Raw genomic sequence first — 16,699 nt, forward strand, 5'->3', positions numbered from 1 at the left:
ACTTCTGTGCGTTCAGCATTACTTTTGGTAATGGTTACCTCTTTCAAGGCATATCGCAACAGATCTCCCTAGGTACCACACGTTTCTTCCTCTCCATCTATCTGCCTCATTTATCATGCATGATTCCGTGTAGTTATTGGGCTTCGACTTGTGGAGCAGCCTCACCCTCATGCATAACCTTATATGAGATTTCTGTTCGTCAGACCAGAGATTTGCCCATGAGTTAGTATGTTCCTCATATCCAGCTTCCTTCAGATTCCATCTCACGATGGACACCCTTGCCTTCGGCTATATCCTTCCCACTACCAGGTGGATTCGGGACTTTAACCCGTTAGAAACGTGCGCCGCTAGGCGCACTCCAAAAAAGTGACCACTATTTTTTAGTGATCACTTTTCATAAAAAATACACTCATTACTTAGCCACGACTTGGCTTCGTGGACATCTATCGCAGGGACCTTTGTAATCTTCTCACCACTTTTTCACAAGGAAGTTCTGCTCTCGCGCTAAGCGCGAGCCAGAACAACAGTCTTCTGTAAACTCAATCTGCGCCTTCAGCTTGATTTCGTTAACAGACAGACTGTTTCTATGCTCCTTGTAAACGGGAACATATCTACCGGAATTGCCTTCTTTACTTTGTAGCCACCCTTTGTGATAAGTTCTAAGTCTCGTGCAAGAGAATCCGGGCTGCAAGAAATATAAACAACCTTCTTGGGCGAAAGATTGATCATTGAATTGATGAATTCAACCGTTGAACCTGAGCGCGGCGGATCCATAAATACAACATCCGCTTTATCTCCGGAGTCAGCCATCTGTTGCATGAATTTAGTGGCATCATTTTTGTAGAAAGTAATATTCTTTACTTCATTTATCTTGGCATTTAATATGGCATCTTTTACCGCATCGCCGTTGAGCTCAACGCTTATGACTTCCTTTACATGGGGACTTGCGATAATTCCGATCGTGCCAACACCGCTGTAGCAGTCAAGCGCGATCTCATCTCCCGTAAGCTCAGCCATATCAATCGCGGTCTTGTACAAAAGCTCTGTCTGCACAGGATTCACCTGATAGAAAGACTTGGGACTTATCTTAAATTTCATTCCGCAGCATGTATCATAGATAAATCCGGGGCCGTAAAGAGGCTTCTCTTTATCGCCCAGTATCATGCTTGTCTGCTTGTCATTTACATTAAGGACGATAGTTGTGATCTCGGGATGCTCTTTTCTGAGCGCCTTAACAAAGTTATTCTTGGATGGGAAAATAGGCGATACCGTAACAAGCACAACCATTATCTCCCCGCTGTATCTGCCTATTCTGATAAGAACATGACGAAGAAGCCCAAAACCGTTGTCTTCATCATAGGTCTTGATCTTAAACGATCGGAGCATTCCTCTGATTGAAGCAATGATCGCATCCGCCTTCTCATCTTCAAGAAGACATTTTTCAACCGGTACCACTTCGTGACTTCCCTCTTTGTATATTCCGGAAATGGGATTTCCTTTTCTGTCATGTGAAAAGACTGCATGAACCTTGCATCTGTAGTGTTCAGGCTCCTCCATTCCGATAAACGACTCTACTTTCGTATAGGGTTCAAGAAGTTCTGCAAGACGTGCGTGCTTTAAGTTAAGCTGTTTCTTATATGGTGTATCTATCATCTGGCATGCACCGCACTTCTTGAAATACGGGCATCTGCTCTTTTTTACGGCAGCACTCTTGTCATTACCGTTTTCTTTAACTCCCGTTCTCTTCTGAGGATTTCCGGGCACACTTTTTCTCGAAGCCTCACCCTTAAAAGGTTTACGTGCCGTCTTTGCCTTTTCAGTATTCTTTTTATAAACATTCTTTTTCTCAGCCATAAGAATCTCCAAAAAAATTTATTTCCTAATCCAATAAAAAAGCATTTCGCTCGCGAAATGCTAGCGCGCGAGCGGATTGCGTAAGCAATATATTCCTTACCGCGAGCTGCGCATCCCTGCGGAGCTTTTTTGTTGAATAGGGAATTTCAGAGAAATTTCCTATTCAACAAAAAAATAGAGGAAACAATGTCTCCCCTATTCTGCATGCTCAACTTATCATTCGTCGTCAGAAATTTCTTCAATCTTTAAAGCAGGTAATATCATAGGATCGGGCTGTGACTTAACAGCTTCGCTTCTTCTGCGAATTCGATCCTCAGCATCAAAATCGCCGTAGTCCTTATACTTGATTCCATCAATTCCTTCGGAAATCTCTTTCGCTCTAGCAAGCTCATTTTTATTTATCTTGAATGTACAAACAATCTTGTTTCCTTTTCTGTCGAACAATCTCTGCAAAAAAGACTTGTCCTGCCATTCTATGAAATATGATATTCTATGCGCAAGAAAGCGCTCCTCAAGCATTTTCTTGGAATCAATGCTGTATACCCTGCAAAAAGGTATCTCATTGTTAAAAACCTGATTTGTCTGGATAATAGATGACATAAAAACCTCACAAAAAAATACAATTTATAGGAAACGCCTAACCTCCCAGCATTCCTACGATATTGATTATACCTTAGAGGTTTCATTCTTTCAATTATTCTTTTAACCAAAAACAACTCAATTATCGATTATTTGATATTCACATCGCCCATATCACATGTGACACTGACTAATCCGCCGCTTCCGGATTTATTGTATTTATTCGAAACAGTATTCCCGTCAACCTTACATCTTCCCAATGAAACTTCAAGCTCCAGGCTATATTCCGAAATATCTCTTACAAGGTTCGCCTCAAAATTACCCATAGCAAGCTCGGCATCGATTTCTCTCACATCAACGTTCTTTACGGACACATCGCCCATATCGGCTTCCATGTCGATTTGGTCTACTGTCAAATCCTCAATGTCAATGTCTCCAAGCGCACACTCGATATTCATCTCTTTTGCCGAAACACCTGTAATATTGGCATTTCCAAGAGCGCACGAAAACTCAATCTTATCAACCCCTGCGTCGGCAGGAACCGTTATTGTAAGCACATTGTCAACGCCATGAAGATTTCTTTTATGCGGTTTAAAAAGATTAATGCCGACATCATCTGATGAATTCTGATTTACAACAAGAGTCTTGTTATCTTCTTTGATCTCAGGCAAAAGCTCTTTTAACCCGGAAAAACTTGCTGAAAACTTATCTCCAGAAACAATATTCATATCGATAAGTCCCGCATCTACATCAATGTTTTCGATAATATCATAGTCATAACTGACATTTACAATTTCACCGGTTGTATTCTTGTTTCCAAAAAGTCCATACATATGATAGGCACAGCCAAAGATCACCGCAAAAAATGTGATAGTTCCCAATATCATCAAATATATCTTTTTCATATATTTCTCCCGCTCCATCACCACTTGGTATTAAAAAGAGACTTCATAATACCGTTAAAAACTGCCGCAAGTGGCCATATGATCCATGTAATATGCCAGTCAAAAGAAATGAAACTCCAGATTATATATATGCATGTGACCGTTCTCCAATAAACAGACATCACTTCAGCCGCTTTCTTCTTGTCTGTATAAGGCTCCTTTGTAGCGCGAACAGCTTCGTAATTGCCGGCAACCGTTCCCGTTCCGTTAAGAGAAAGAAGCTTTGCATATGCGCTGTCTTTGGCCCCGGATGCGATAATAAGAAGCACTCCGATTCCGACAATAACAAACAGCATCGCAGGACCTACAATAACGTAATAATAATCCTTTGCAGAAAACAATCCTTCGAAAATTATAACGGGAATCACGCTTACAATACAGAACATGATTCCAACTGTAAGCATAATGGCTCTGCTCGTCATATTGTTCTTTTTGGCTGCATATACATACTCGGCCGTAGAATAATCAATACAACAAAGCGTGTTATCAAGAAACTTCCACTGCGACATACGAATATTAGCCCACACGATAAGGCCCACTCCGATGCTCACATCGATGAAAAGGAATGCAGCTCCGATATCATTCAGAATAATAGGGAATATGGGAGAAAAAATAATAAGCATAACCCCAAGGCCGATGAGCATTCTGCTCTGCGCCGCATCATAAATATAATTTCTTGCTTCTTCATTGGTCAAAAGACGTCTCTCAGAGATATCCGTACCTCCGACAACACTCTCGATTCCAAGAGATTCGGCAAGTTCCTCGAGATTTCCAAATTCTGAGATTACAATTCCAACAGCTTCATTCTGTGGCTTTCCTTCAGAAATAAGTTCGGTAAACTTGTCCTCCATCATGCTCAAAAGCTCATTCTTCGCGCGCATAACTTCAGGAGTGTTAGGCAAATTTGCAAACATAGATTCCAAATAATTTCTTATCGTTTCCATTACTTGTCTCCTCTAATAAAGTTCTCCACTACTTCTTTGGTAAGTGCCCATTCAAGACACTTTTCTCGGTAATAATTCTTTCCACTCTCAGTTATCTTGTAATATGTTCTCTTCTTACCATTATCTGCATTCTGACTGTAGGACTCTACATATCCGTTTTTCTCCATTCTGGTAAATGCAGAATACAGCGTAGTTTCCTTGATTATATACTTTTCTTCAGACAACGCTCTTATCTTCTTAGATATTTCATAGCCATAGGATGGTTCTTCCATCAATATAAACAAGATCATCGTGTCATTGTATCCTCTAATGACATCACTACTAATCTCTATCATTTACAACCTCCTTGAGATATTTATCCATACTATGCCTGTCGTAGTAAATATACTACGGCTGCCGCAGTATGTCAATAAGAAACGAACCACTCTGTCCGTTTTTTTATCTTAGTATTTATTTATGAAAGATTTTTTTCTTAAAAGCTTTAAAGAGAAACGTCAAGAGTCCTCCAAGAGTCATTGAAAAAAAGCAATAAACAATTGAAGACCAGAACATCTTGTAATCACCTTTAAAATCAAAAAACTTCTTAAAAAACGGGCCGATAACCGGATCCAAAAGATATATTCCAAACGTCAGAGCACCAAGCGCTGAAATAACACCATCTGCACGGTGCCCGCTTTTTAAAACCGATTTTTTTACAAACACAAACACCGATATTACCATGATGAAAACAAATCCGTCAAACGACTCTCCTCCCCCTGATATAAGAAACGCAACGGCCCCGAGAATACCCGCTGCCACAAACAAAGCTGTAAGAAGTATCCTGTTTGAATAAAATGTTTCTTTTTCATCAAAACATCTGTCGAGTCCATAACCAATAAGCGGATAAAAAACGCAATCCACTATGATAATCGCAGGCTGAAATTCATGTGCAATATGAATATTACTGCCCGTTATACTGTTCGCGATCAAAAACAGCATAGGAATAACAGCGCCGATAATAAATCTGACGCCTATCAGATAAAAAACATCTCTCGTGTTCATTCTTACTGCTATGGATCTAAGAAAGGGAAGAATCAAAAGAATCCCCAGATATGCGTACAGATACCAATAAGGCCCTGCACCGTCAACCGTCGCCGACGCAAAATTCCTGATAAATCCGGGAATGTAGAATTCTCCTTTATAACAAAAATGCGAAACGATACTAAATCCCAACAGTATCGCAAACATCTTAAAAATCCTGCCAAATATATCTTTGTAATCCCTGTCTCTGCTAAGAAGCAGGCTTCCCGTTATCATGTAAAAGACAGGAACATTTATCTTTACCGTCATCGCAATAAACAGGCGCACAAACAAAAGAACCGTCAATGCACCCGTATCATATTCATATAACTTTATACACCCTTGCGTGTGATTAAAAACAACCAAAAAACATGCAATCAGTCTAAGCAGATCCAGATGTGCGAATCTGCCGCTCCCCAATGCCTTCTCCTTATGAAGCAAGCACAGTTCCCCCTTCGATTTTCATATTATAATCCCATGTAAAGTCCGGGAATATCCTCTTCACTGATATGGAGTTTGTCGTCGCCGCCTTCGTCCTCGGCAGTCTCCATCTTAACAACGTTAACATAGCCGTCGTTGATCATATCAACCATGTACGGAACGATCTCGGGATCGAACTGACTTCCGGATCCCTTCTGCATCTCTTCTATGATTTCATCCTTACTAAGATGTCTTCTGTACACACGGTTACTTGACATGGCATCGTAAGAATCCGCAACTCCTACTATTCTGGCATAAAGAGGAATCTCACTTCCCTTAAGCCCCTCAGGATATCCCTTTCCGTCAAATCTCTCATGGTGATAAAGAGCTGTCTCTCTGACACCCTTAAGTGACGAAAGCTGCTTAAGCATGTTACCGCCGGCAACCGTATGATTCTGGACAAGCTGTCTTTCCTCATTTGTAAGTTTACCGGGCTTGTTGAGAATTGCATCCGGAACGCTTATCTTACCTGCGTCGTGCAAAAGACCTGCATAATAGACATTCTGTATCTCAGATTCCGTAAGGTGCATTCTCTTTGAAATCTCGGCAGCATACATCGCCACTCTTCTGGAATGGCCCCTTGTATACGGATCCTTGGCATCGATAAAGCTAATGAATGTATTCATAGACTGAAGAATAATCCTGATATCATTCTTCTGTTTCTTCAAGAAGCTGATTGAATTGTACTTTACAACCATGTAACTTGCGCAGAAAACTATCCACAAAACAAATAGTGCGGAAATGAGCTTACTACCTAATGTACTTCCTGTAGGATCAAGTTTAAATCCTGTGATAACCATACTTGTAGGTGCATAATCCACAGACGCATCTATAGACATTCCAAACTCACAGCTCTCACCTGCTTTAATAGTCATATTGTTATAAAGAGGTGAAAAAATATAGCTATCGCCCTCAGGTGCACCTTCAACATTATGTACATCTATAACTTTTACAGTCGGAAAATATGCCATCTTGAGATTCCAGTTTGTTATATCAGTATCTCCCGAATTAACAATCTCAATCTCATATTGGGTTAATGAACCGTTTTCAGTTTTCTGAACCAATGTCTTGGAAACCTTGGCATAAAGATCATCAGAAAGCTTTGCACCGGTAAGACTAAGTTTACTCGTATACACAGATGAAACGTTATTATGTGTAATAAGTCTTTCTACATAAAAAGCTGTTATCAATATCATTAATACTGATAATAGAGTCAAGAATGTATTGACCGTCTTATCAAATTTCATTATTTGATTCCTCACATCTACTTTGTTTCAAACTTTCGCAAATATATTATACAAAAAACACCGTACATTTAACAATGCACGGTGCTAATGTTATTAAAAAAATTTTATAAAAAATAAATTATCTCTGGATACGTCCCGATCCATCTCCGCCAGCAAGCTTATTAACTTCATCAACTGTAACAAGGTTGAAGTCGCCTTCGATTGAGTGCTTAAGAGCAGATGCAGCAACTGCGAACTCGATTGTAGCCTGAGGATCGAATCCGTTTACGCAGCTGTAAATAAGTCCGCCGCCGAATGAATCTCCGCCACCTACACGATCAACGATACGAAGTGCATACTTCTTTGAGAAGTAAGCCTGACCGTCTGTGTAAAGCATTGCGCTCCAGTTGTTATCATTTGCAGAAATTGACTCACGAAGTGTGATGGCAACTTTCTTAAATCCAAATCTCTCTGTAAGCTTCTGAGCAACCTCGATGTAGCCCTCTCTGTTAAGCTTACCTGTAGTAACGTCTGTTGAAGAAGCCTTGATTCCGAATACATCATCGGCATCTTCTTCGTTAGCGATACATACATCAACATACTGGCAAAGCTCAGCCATAACCTTGCCTGCCTTTTCCTTGCTCCAGAGCTTTCCTCTGTAGTTAAGGTCGCAAGAAACTGTAAGTCCATGCTCCTTAGCCTTCTTAGCAGCCTCAAGTGTGATCTCTGCAAGAGAATCACTTACAGCGGGAGTAATTCCTGTGAAGTGGAACCACTCAGCACCCTCGAAGATCTCATCCCAGTTGAAGTCAGCGGGAACTGCCTCAGCGATTGCAGAATGTGCACGGTCATAAATGCACTTTGAACCTCTCTGTGAAGCACCCTTCTCGTTGTAGTAGATACCTACTCTGTCGCCGCCTCTGGCGATCTTTGTTGTGTCAACACCGTACTTTCTGAGTGAATTAACGGCAGCCTGACCGATCTCGTGCTTAGGAAGCTTTGTAACATATACAGAATCAAGTCCGTAGTTTGCAAGAGAAACAGATACGTTAGCTTCTCCGCCACCAAATGTAGCTTCAAGGTGATCAACCTGAACAAATCTTAAATAATTATCGGGCTGCAGACGCAGCATGATCTCACCAAATGTAACAACTTTCTTTGACATAGTTTATTCCTCTCTCTATCTAACTAAAATTATTTATTTTCATCAGGAAGTTCCGCTCTCGGCAATAAATGCCTCGCCGGAACAAAACTTCGCACTAAACTCGAAAAAACCTCGTTAAGTGATCAGTTTTTTACAAGATGTACAGCAAATCCGCCGAACTCATCAGCAAGATATGCAACCTTAAGATGGTTGTCAGCATCATATGCAAATGATGATTCATCAAACTTAACGCCCTGCTTGCCAAGATGATAAACAGCTCTGTCAACATTGTTTGTTCCGATTGCAATGTGTCCGTTTGCTCCGCGTCCCTTAGCCTTCATAACCTCAATCACGCTACCGGCAAATACTGAAGAATTGCCAACCTTCTTAGTGAATCCAAAGAGTGAATCAAACTTATCTGCTACTGACTCAGCTGCAGCTGCATCTGACTCATTGATTCCGATATGCTTCATAGTGAATCCGAGCATTGCATTAACAGCATCTCTTGTCATAGCTTCTATCTCATCGAACTTACCTGCTGAGATAAGATCCTTCTTAACCATCCAGCTTCCGCCACAGCAGAATACCTTATTGAATCCAAGGTAATCATTGAGGTTGTTCTTGTTTACACCACCTGTGGGCATGAAGTGCATCTTTGTATAAGGAGCTGCCATAGCCTTAATCTTGGCTATACCGCCATTCTGCTCGGCAGGGAAGAATTTTACGCAATCAAGACCAAGCTCTATAGCCTGCTCTACCTCACCGGGTGTTGCTGTTCCGGGAACTACCGGTACACCGATGCTCTGAATATACTCAACATTTGATCTGTTAAATCCGGGGCTTACGATAAACTTAGCTCCTGCTGCTTTTGCGCGGTCAGCCTGCTCTGCATTGAGAACAGTTCCTGCACCAACGATCATCTCAGGGTATTTTTCAGAAATAATCTTGATCGCATCCTCAGCTGCAGCTGTACGGAATGTAACTTCTGCTGCGGGAAGTCCACCTTTTATAAGTGCCTCCGCAAGAGGAGCCGCGTCTTTTGCGTCATCGATCGCAATTACTGGCACAATACCAATTTTGTAAAGTTCTTCACAAATCTTATCCATTTCTTTCGCCTTTCTCTTTATAAACTAATGGATCTAAACAAAAGATGTTATCAATCCACATCTTGCATCTTACTCGGATCCAGATTGCCGGGATCCTGTCCGATATAAGCCGTAATTCCTCCGTCGATATAGATTACCTGGCCATTAATGAAATCAGATGCAGGCGAAGCGAGGAACACTGCAAGTCCCATAAGATCTTCTGTCTTGCCCCATCTCTGAGCCGGTGTCTTGGAACGAATGAATCTGTCGAAAGGATGCATCGATCCGTCAGACTGTTTCTCTCTGAGCGGAGCTGTCTGAGGAGTTGCAATATATCCGGGGCCTATGGCATTACACTGGATATTGTACTGGCCGTATTCGGAACAAATATTTCTGGTGAGCATCTTAAGTCCGCCCTTTGCTGCTGCATAAGCAGATACTGTCTCACGTCCGAATTCAGACATCATTGAACAGGCATTTATAATCTTTCCGCTTCCCTTTTTAATCATAGCAGGAAGCACTGCCTTGGAACAGATAAAAGGACCTGTAAGGTCAACATCTATAACCTGATTCCACTGTTCAACGGTCATATCGATCATGGGGATTCTCTTGATGATGCCGGCGTTATTTACAAGAATGTCGATCGTTCCGACATTTTTTTCAACCTGTGCAACGAAATCCTTTACCTGATCTTCCTTCGTAACATCACAAACCGCACCGAATGCATCGATGCCGAGTTTTCTATATTCTTCCAATCCCTTGTCAACAAGTTCACGGTTTATATCATTAAATACTACCTTAGCTCCGCTCTGCGCAAAAGCTGCGGCATAAGCAAGGCCAAGTCCGTATGAAGCGCCTGTGACCCATGCCACCTTGCCTTCAAGTGAAAAATTCTTCAAAAATTCCTGCATATCTATACCTCCGATTATCTAAGCTCTGCCATATCACAATCATCCATATCGTCGAAATCCTGATTTTCTCCGACCATACCCCAAATGAATGTGTACGCCTGTGTTCCGCATCCCGAATGAATAGACCAACTGGGACTTATTACTGCCTGCTCGTTTCTCATTACAATGTGCCTCGTCTCCCTAGGCTCTCCCATAAAGTGCATAATGAGCGCATCCTCGGGGATGTCAAAGTAAAGATAAACTTCCATTCTCCTATCGTGAGTGTGGCACGGCATCGTGTTCCAAACACTGCCGGGCTTGAGCTCCGTCATACCCATCTCAAGCTGACATGACTCAACCTGACCGGGGAGAATGTATTTGTTGATAACTCTGTGATTAGACTGTTCAAGGCTTCCCAGTTCCTTCTTGTTCTCATCTTTAATAATGACAACATCATCCGAAGGTGTGCCCTCTCTTTTTATGAGGACTGTAGGATAAGTCTTGTGTGCAGGTGCGCTGTTTATATAGAATTTGGCAGGCTTTGAAGCCTCCTTGCTTGCAAAAGAAATCTCTTTTGCTCCCATTCCGATATACATGCCCTGTTTGTAATCAACATCATACTTCTTGCCGTCAATGACGATCATACCGGCTCCGCCAATATTGATAACGCCCATTTCCCTTCGCTGCAAAAAATATTCAGCTCTCAGCTCATCTCCTGCCGTAAGATGTAATTCCTCCTTAACAGGAACAGCCGATCCGGTAATAATCCTATCAATCTGACTATATACAAGTTTGATCTCATCCGGCTTAAAAAGGTCATCAATAAGGAATTCTTCCCTAAGCCTTGAAGTATCGTAGTTCTTCTCATCTCTGGGAGAACATGCAGTTCTAAGTTCCATAGCATCTCCATTCCACTGCCGATTGCAGTATCAAAATAATTTTCTGGTTATAGCTATGATACTTGAAAATATTTTCCGTGTCTGCTCGTTTTTATATAAAAAACTTGCAAATCTTGACCTGATGTAAGCACTTTCATGCTTAACTAATTTTATCATATGACTTTAAGTTTGGTATTGCAAAAGTTGTTGTAAAAAATTGATTTTATGGTATTATATAGGACTGAGTAGGATAGATGATCGCTGCCATGCAAACGAAAGGGCATGGGAGAGGAAAGTCCGGGCTTCACAGGGCAGGATGCCAGATAACGTCTGGCGGAGGCAACTCCCGAGACAGTGCAACAGAAAGAAACCGCCAAGCTCTGCTTGGTAAGGGTGGAAAGGCAGTGTAAGAGACTACCGTGCCGGTGGTAACACCGGTAGCCATGTAAACCTCATCCGAAGCAAGACCGAAAAGAAAGCCATGAGCCGGCCCGGTTCGCTTTCAGGTGGGTCGCTTGAGGCTGTCGGCGACGACAGTCCTAGATAGATGATCATCCACGACATAACCCGGCTTACAGTCCTACTCTTAAAGAGAAAAGAAATAGCAATCTTCTTGGAAGATTGCTATTTTTATTTAAAACTATTTGGTTTTCACACCTTCATCAAACAACCCACCAAGCTGCTCTTCCTCGATGTAATCCGAAGGCAGAACCGAGGAATTCCCCTTAAGTTCATCCATTGTATATGTCTTTTCAAAAAGCACTTTCTTATCGGGACTGTTCCTATCAATCACAACAAAACTTACATCATCCGTATCATTTTTCAAAGAATATCCAATGATTATGCCATAAGTCTCATTTATTCCCATTGTTTTTCCCGTCATATTCTCGCCGGAATAAATCTGTTGCAACTTCTCATTTCCCTGATAGCACTCGGTATAACATGACAGTTCGGCATCTTTTTCCGATGCATTCTTTACCTGCGCAATATGGAACACAGAAAGCTTTTTATCAGCCGAATATTCTTTAACAAGAGTCACTTTCTCCTCGTACTCAAATCTCGCACCACTCTGAATAGCAGCATCATCTTTGACTTCCGCTTCTCCTGCTGCCTTAACAGCACTGTCAGAGCTTGCATCACCCTCAATCGCTTCTGCCACATCAACAGGCTCCTCGCTTGCAGCTGCTTCTTCTGTTACCGCGGGTGCAGGCTTAGGTTTATAGCTGTCTTCACTCATTACGGCGGTACTGCTGCTGTGGCTGGGATCGCCGATAATGCTTTTTACAACAATTCCACTTAGGATAAAAACAAGCGCAGCGGCCACATAAGTCGCCCATCTTCCGCGCAGTGAATCTCCAAAGTTACGGATTTTCTTCTCGTTATCTGCCTCATCTATGGAAATTACCTTTTCGATATCGTTGCTACCGCCGCCGTTACTTCCAATTCCGTTTTCGCTACTGCGGTCTCTTTTTTCTCCGCCAAATACATCCGTTCCGTCAAGCTCGAGCTCGATATTTCGAAGGATTCGGCTTTTCATATCTTCAGTAACGACTATATTCTGCATTAACTCATTGTATTTACTCAAAGTCATATCCCTCCTTCAAAATTTCTTTTAACTTCTCTCTCGCCCGCTTCAGATCCGACCTGACGGTAGATTCTTTTTTATTCAATATTCCCGCAATATCAGCGGTTTGATACCCCTCCTGATAGTACAGATGAATAACTTCAGCGTACTTCTCAGGAAGGGTTTTTACAGCTTCCCAGACAAAAGACAATTCCTCTTTTTCCTCGGAAACCAGTTCGTCCATTAGCTCATCGGTCTCCCGGACTTTATTGTATTTCACCTTGTTCTTGCTAAGATTAATGGCAACCCGCAGCAGCCATGCCTTCTCATGCTCCTCATCATTATATTCGGAGTCGGATTTCAGATACTGTATAAGCGTATCCTGCAAGATATCTTCAGCATCCTCCATATTATGGAGGTACGAATACGCCGTTCGAAGTATGGCATTGCCGTATTTTTCCAAAAGAGTTGCCGCTCTCTCCCTGCTTTTTCCCATGCTATCACCCGATATCGAAACCAAGTAAAAGAATTAGCGGTAACATGATAATTATATCATTTACAGCGCTCTCTTAGCCACCATCCTTACAAGCTGAATGAACTCATCCTTGTACTCGTCTTTGTTATTTATCTCTGCATAAGTATCGATAACGTGATCATAGCTTGCATCGCCCTTATAATCGCTGTCAGAAAGAATAAGTGAAAACTCCGCAACGATCTGCGCAAACTTCATGTTATCGGTTGCAGCCTTAACATCCGCATCTGATACGGCGTAGCTTGAAAGCTTTGACTCAGAGCCTTCGGGTTCCTTGTATCTTACGTTTACGGTAGCATACTCATTGCCATAGTCCTTTTTATCGCCTTCCTGATACTTTAAGTCAATCGCTTTCGCACTGTCCGCGGTAGTGATCTCATATAGTGCGATAACGCTGTGACCTGCGCCTACCTCTCCGCCGTCCTTCTTATCATCGTTAAAATCTGCGGCGTCAAGCTGTCTGTTTTCATATCCGATAAGCCTGTAGCTGTTTACCTTTGCGGGGTTAAACTCAACCTGAATCTTTGCATCTTTTGCAACGGTAACCATAGTTGAGCTCATCTCTTCAACAAGAACCTTCTTTGCTTCCATCATTGAATCGATATATGAATAGTTTCCGTTTCCGCAATCAGCTAGTCTCTGCATACTCGCATCCTTAAAGTTGCCTGTACCAAAGCCAAGTACCGACAAAAATACACCTGTATCTTTTTTCTCTTTTATAAAATTCTCAAGTTCATCAGGATCCGATATTCCAACGTTGAGATCACCGTCAGTTGCCATAATAACTCTGTTTACGCCGCCTTCAACAAAGTTATCGGCCGCAATCCGGTAAGCTCTCTCCATTCCGCTCTGTCCGTTGGTGCATCCGTTTGCGCTGAGACTGTTAATGGCTCTCTTTATCTTATCCTTGTTCTTAAGCTCCTCACCCTCAAGGACTACTTTTTCTTCGCCCGAATATGTAACGACAGATACCGTGCCCTCGCCCGTGTAATTGTCGACAAACTCATTCATGCTCTTTTTAAGAAGCGGAAGTTTGTCATCAGAGCGCATGGAACCCGATACATCGATCAGGAAAACAAGATTACTCTTGGGAAGCTTTTCTGTATTTATATCTCCCGTTTTTAACCCCACGAACATCATCTTGTGGTCTTTGTTCCAAGGGCAATCCGAGATCTCTGTTGTTATGCCGAATGCATCGCCGTTCTTCGGTGCATTAAGGTCATATGAAAAATAATTCAAAAACTCCTCGGGTCTTACCGCATCCGCAGGAATGTTGCCTTTTCCGTATCCGTCTTCGATCATTCTTCTTACATTTGCATAAGATGCCGTGTCAACGTCCATCGCAAATGTCGAGAGCGGATTGGTACTAACCAGCGTTGCGCCGTTCTCATCGGGCTTTTCGTATGTCTCATTATTCTCGATCGGATACTCCACAAATCCCGTGTCATCACAAGTTTCGCACATTCCCTCGACGGGCTCCGCCGAATTAAGATCGTATCCGCTTGACTTATCGGAATACGACGGGTTCTCCGCATCTGCCGCAGGTGCACTGTTTGCTCCGCCGCATCCTACAAGTAAGCTTGTTGCAAGCGCCATGCTCACAATTCCATTGAAACCTTTTCTAATTGTCTTTTTCATAATTTTCCCTCCGTGCAGCTTTTTTGTTATAATAATTTGGCTGCTTTACTTTATACACAACGAAGGAACGGAAAATGTTGCAAGAAAAATTAAAAAATAAAAAAAATTTTTTTATACCGATCGCGGTTCTTGTAATTATCGTTGCAATCCCGCTTCTCATCCGGATTTTTCACGATGATAACAAGCCGATAAAGCGTTATATGACAAAAGAGATCCCGGTAAAAAACGCAGACATAAATGCCGCATACGACACTGTTCTCCCCTCGTCGGTCCGCATTGAATCGGGCGACTACATGGGAAGCGGTAACATCTGGGAGATCACGGGTAAAAAGATAAAGATACTGACTGCATCACACGTTGCCGACATAGAAAACTGCAACATCACTTTCTTCGACGGCGTAACATGCGAAGGCACGGTAACTTTCAGAGATGATGTAAAAGACATCGCTCTCATCGAAGTTGATAACTCACTTGTAAAAAAAGCAAAGAAAAAAGACTCACCTTCTTATCAAAGCGTGCGTCCTTCCAAGAATCTTCCCGATTGTGAAGAAAAAATATTCATAATAGATACGCTCACAAATTCGGCATCACAGGGAATCGTCGACACTCCCTCGGTATTTAATCCGTTGATCGGTCACGATGTCATCTACTGCATGTGCGAAGTTGAGGAAGGAATGTCCGGAAGCGGATTATTCGACGCCACCGGACACTACCACGGAATTCTCCTACAGAAATCCGACGGTTCGTGCATATGCCTTCCTGTCAGCGATATTGATATTCCATAAAATTAAAGCTCCGCATCTGCGCGGAGCTTCTTTATATAGTCATCACAAGAACTTCAGTGTTCTCTCTATTCCCTCTTCAAGTCCGAAATAAGCTTTCCACCCAAGACTCTCAATCTTTGTTGCATCAAGAACCGAATTTTTCATCGGATTAAAGCTCTTTTTCTCCTCTTCCGAAGGTATCTCAAACACTACCTTAACGCCACTTTTCTCAGCAAGGCACTCGGCCACGTCTTTTATGGAGACGATCGAGTCTTTGTTTGAGATATTGTATGCTTCGCCGCATTCTCCTTTTACCAAGACACTTAAAAGAGCCGAGGCACAGTCAAGCATGTAGCAGTACGATCTTAGCTGCTCGCCCTTGCTCTTCATAACAATATTTCTTCCCGAAGCCGCATCAAGCGTAAATGCCGCAGACGCCCTGCTGTCGGTCTTAGAAATCGTAGGCCCGTAAATGTACCCGGGTCTTACTATAACGGCATCGACATCATACTCGTCTATGTAGCTTGCACACAGACTCTCAGCTGCCCTCTTCCCCGATGGATAACACGATCTTGAACTTAAGATATCAACATATCCGTACTCATCCTCAGCGATCTCGCCATCCGCCGCATAAGAAAAGCGCTCTCTGTTTCCGTAAACTTCACTGGAAGAAACAAATAAAAGCCTGCTACCCTTATTATCGGCCGCAAGATCAAGAAGTGCCTTAAGTCCTATGATATTGGACAAAAGAGTCTCCACAGGCTCTTTCAAAAACCTTCTGTTGTCAGCGTTACTTGCACCGTGAATAATGTAGTCCGCCTTAACATCAAGCTTAGCTGCGCTGTTTGCATCATACTTCACAAACTTATAATCGCCTGCATCAAGCGCGCCTTTAAACCTGTCGCTGCATCTTTGCTCACTTCTTCCTGCAATCGTAAGCTCTATGCCCGCATTCTTTTCCCTGTTCAAAAGAGAAATAATATCAACCACGGGTGAACAGAGCATCCCTGTTGCGCCCGTGATAAGTATTTTCTTGTTATACAGTTTGTCTATTTCGGGAATGCTGCCGGCTACAAGCCTCACATCATCCCAATATTCCTTACAATATTTCATTATCG

The 16,699-nt window shown here is 42.3% G+C and carries 16 protein-coding genes and 1 other RNA gene; 2 read left to right on the forward strand and 15 right to left on the reverse strand.

All coding sequences use genetic code 11. From position 1 onward, the window contains the following. Positions 1 to 552 precede the first annotated feature (552 nt). From rlmD to kduI, 11 genes are all read right to left on the reverse strand, one after another. Positions 553 to 1,854 carry a 23S rRNA (uracil(1939)-C(5))-methyltransferase RlmD gene (gene rlmD / locus DL92_RS0109315; RefSeq protein WP_026655300.1) on the reverse strand — a complete coding sequence of 434 codons (1,302 nt, stop codon included), beginning with the start codon at positions 1,852 to 1,854 and terminating at the stop codon, positions 553 to 555. Positions 1,855 to 2,070: 216 nt separating this feature from the next. After that, on the reverse strand, positions 2,071 to 2,454 hold the full coding sequence (locus DL92_RS0109320) for a hypothetical protein (RefSeq protein WP_026655301.1): 384 nt from the start codon (positions 2,452 to 2,454) through the stop codon (positions 2,071 to 2,073). Positions 2,455 to 2,582: 128 nt separating this feature from the next. Beyond that, complete coding sequence (locus tag DL92_RS0109325; RefSeq protein WP_026655302.1) at positions 2,583 to 3,338, reverse strand: DUF4097 family beta strand repeat-containing protein; 756 nt, start codon at positions 3,336 to 3,338, stop codon at positions 2,583 to 2,585. Positions 3,339 to 3,355: 17 nt separating this feature from the next. Continuing rightward, positions 3,356 to 4,321 carry a permease prefix domain 1-containing protein gene (locus DL92_RS0109330; RefSeq protein WP_026655303.1) on the reverse strand — a complete coding sequence of 322 codons (966 nt, stop codon included), beginning with the start codon at positions 4,319 to 4,321 and terminating at the stop codon, positions 3,356 to 3,358. Then, positions 4,321 to 4,656 carry a PadR family transcriptional regulator gene (locus DL92_RS0109335; RefSeq protein WP_026655305.1) on the reverse strand — a complete coding sequence of 112 codons (336 nt, stop codon included), beginning with the start codon at positions 4,654 to 4,656 and terminating at the stop codon, positions 4,321 to 4,323. The genes DL92_RS0109330 and DL92_RS0109335 overlap by 1 nt, the downstream gene beginning before the upstream one ends. A 115-nt stretch (positions 4,657 to 4,771) precedes the next feature. Beyond that, the gene (locus DL92_RS0109340) at positions 4,772 to 5,821 is read right to left on the reverse strand and encodes an acyltransferase (RefSeq protein ID WP_026655306.1); all 1,050 of its coding nucleotides are present in this window, start codon (positions 5,819 to 5,821) and stop codon (positions 4,772 to 4,774) included. 26 nt (positions 5,822 to 5,847) lie between these two features. Next, the gene (locus DL92_RS20255) at positions 5,848 to 7,107 is read right to left on the reverse strand and encodes an HD domain-containing phosphohydrolase (protein WP_051594110.1); all 1,260 of its coding nucleotides are present in this window, start codon (positions 7,105 to 7,107) and stop codon (positions 5,848 to 5,850) included. Between the two features lie 118 nt (positions 7,108 to 7,225). Next, positions 7,226 to 8,251 carry a sugar kinase gene (locus DL92_RS0109350; protein ID WP_026655307.1) on the reverse strand — a complete coding sequence of 342 codons (1,026 nt, stop codon included), beginning with the start codon at positions 8,249 to 8,251 and terminating at the stop codon, positions 7,226 to 7,228. Between the two features lie 122 nt (positions 8,252 to 8,373). Continuing rightward, positions 8,374 to 9,336 (reverse strand): bifunctional 4-hydroxy-2-oxoglutarate aldolase/2-dehydro-3-deoxy-phosphogluconate aldolase, encoded by a 963-nt coding sequence (locus DL92_RS0109355; protein ID WP_026667501.1) that lies wholly within the window; start codon positions 9,334 to 9,336, stop codon positions 8,374 to 8,376. A 50-nt stretch (positions 9,337 to 9,386) separates the two neighbouring features. Continuing rightward, complete coding sequence (locus DL92_RS18845) at positions 9,387 to 10,226, reverse strand: gluconate 5-dehydrogenase (protein ID WP_197027248.1); 840 nt, start codon at positions 10,224 to 10,226, stop codon at positions 9,387 to 9,389. A gap of 14 nt (positions 10,227 to 10,240) precedes the next feature. Beyond that, positions 10,241 to 11,104 carry a 5-dehydro-4-deoxy-D-glucuronate isomerase gene (gene kduI / locus DL92_RS0109365; RefSeq protein WP_026655309.1) on the reverse strand — a complete coding sequence of 288 codons (864 nt, stop codon included), beginning with the start codon at positions 11,102 to 11,104 and terminating at the stop codon, positions 10,241 to 10,243. Between the two features lie 221 nt (positions 11,105 to 11,325). On the opposite strand from kduI, the gene rnpB reads away from it, so the two are divergent. Next, positions 11,326 to 11,674: RNase P RNA component class A (gene rnpB, locus DL92_RS20300), an RNA gene on the forward strand. 49 nt (positions 11,675 to 11,723) lie between these two features. Here the strand turns inward: rnpB and DL92_RS0109375 are convergent. Genes DL92_RS0109375 through DL92_RS0109385 form a run of 3 tightly spaced genes read right to left on the reverse strand, consistent with a single transcriptional unit; the run spans position 11,724 to position 14,817 of the window. Further along, a complete protein-coding gene (locus DL92_RS0109375; RefSeq protein WP_155841090.1) occupies positions 11,724 to 12,668 on the reverse strand; it encodes a hypothetical protein in 945 nt (314 codons plus the stop codon). Next, positions 12,661 to 13,143, reverse strand: a complete 483-nt coding sequence (locus tag DL92_RS0109380; protein WP_026667503.1) for an RNA polymerase sigma factor — start codon at positions 13,141 to 13,143, stop codon at positions 12,661 to 12,663. Before DL92_RS0109380 ends, DL92_RS0109375 begins: the two co-directional genes overlap by 8 nt. A gap of 60 nt (positions 13,144 to 13,203) precedes the next feature. Then, entirely contained in the window at positions 13,204 to 14,817 is a 1,614-nt protein-coding gene (locus DL92_RS0109385) for a vWA domain-containing protein (RefSeq protein ID WP_034468887.1), read from the reverse strand. 74 nt (positions 14,818 to 14,891) lie between these two features. Between DL92_RS0109385 and DL92_RS0109390 the strand changes: the two genes are divergently transcribed. Further along, positions 14,892 to 15,602 (forward strand): S1 family peptidase, encoded by a 711-nt coding sequence (locus tag DL92_RS0109390; protein WP_026667505.1) that lies wholly within the window; start codon positions 14,892 to 14,894, stop codon positions 15,600 to 15,602. Positions 15,603 to 15,644: 42 nt separating this feature from the next. Here DL92_RS0109390 and DL92_RS0109395 read toward each other — a convergent pair whose 3' ends face one another. Then, on the reverse strand, positions 15,645 to 16,694 hold the full coding sequence (locus DL92_RS0109395) for an NAD-dependent epimerase/dehydratase family protein (protein WP_034468905.1): 1,050 nt from the start codon (positions 16,692 to 16,694) through the stop codon (positions 15,645 to 15,647). Between the last annotated feature and the right edge of the window lie 5 nt (positions 16,695 to 16,699).

It is taken from the genome of Butyrivibrio sp. AE2005, assembly GCF_000686965.1.
GTDB lineage: Bacteria > Bacillota > Clostridia > Lachnospirales > Lachnospiraceae > Butyrivibrio > Butyrivibrio hungatei_A.

What these genes read in the sequence shown, in the direction of transcription:
- rlmD (WP_026655300.1), bottom strand. Translation starts at nt 1,854, where the DNA reads ATGGCTGAGAAAAAGAATGTTTATAAAAAGAATACTGAAAAGGCAAAG.
- DL92_RS0109320 (WP_026655301.1), bottom strand. Translation starts at nt 2,454, where the DNA reads ATGTCATCTATTATCCAGACAAATCAGGTTTTTAACAATGAGATACCT.
- DL92_RS0109325 (WP_026655302.1), bottom strand. Translation starts at nt 3,338, where the DNA reads ATGAAAAAGATATATTTGATGATATTGGGAACTATCACATTTTTTGCG.
- DL92_RS0109330 (WP_026655303.1), bottom strand. Translation starts at nt 4,321, where the DNA reads ATGGAAACGATAAGAAATTATTTGGAATCTATGTTTGCAAATTTGCCT.
- DL92_RS0109335 (WP_026655305.1), bottom strand. Translation starts at nt 4,656, where the DNA reads ATGATAGAGATTAGTAGTGATGTCATTAGAGGATACAATGACACGATG.
- DL92_RS20255 (WP_051594110.1), bottom strand. Translation starts at nt 7,107, where the DNA reads ATGAAATTTGATAAGACGGTCAATACATTCTTGACTCTATTATCAGTA.
- DL92_RS0109350 (WP_026655307.1), bottom strand. Translation starts at nt 8,251, where the DNA reads ATGTCAAAGAAAGTTGTTACATTTGGTGAGATCATGCTGCGTCTGCAG.
- DL92_RS0109355 (WP_026667501.1), bottom strand. Translation starts at nt 9,336, where the DNA reads ATGGATAAGATTTGTGAAGAACTTTACAAAATTGGTATTGTGCCAGTA.
- DL92_RS18845 (WP_197027248.1), bottom strand. Translation starts at nt 10,226, where the DNA reads ATGCAGGAATTTTTGAAGAATTTTTCACTTGAAGGCAAGGTGGCATGG.
- kduI (WP_026655309.1), bottom strand. Translation starts at nt 11,104, where the DNA reads ATGGAACTTAGAACTGCATGTTCTCCCAGAGATGAGAAGAACTACGAT.
- DL92_RS0109380 (WP_026667503.1), bottom strand. Translation starts at nt 13,143, where the DNA reads ATGGGAAAAAGCAGGGAGAGAGCGGCAACTCTTTTGGAAAAATACGGC.
- DL92_RS0109385 (WP_034468887.1), bottom strand. Translation starts at nt 14,817, where the DNA reads ATGAAAAAGACAATTAGAAAAGGTTTCAATGGAATTGTGAGCATGGCG.
- DL92_RS0109390 (WP_026667505.1), top strand. Translation starts at nt 14,892, where the DNA reads ATGTTGCAAGAAAAATTAAAAAATAAAAAAAATTTTTTTATACCGATC.
- DL92_RS0109395 (WP_034468905.1), bottom strand. Translation starts at nt 16,694, where the DNA reads ATGAAATATTGTAAGGAATATTGGGATGATGTGAGGCTTGTAGCCGGC.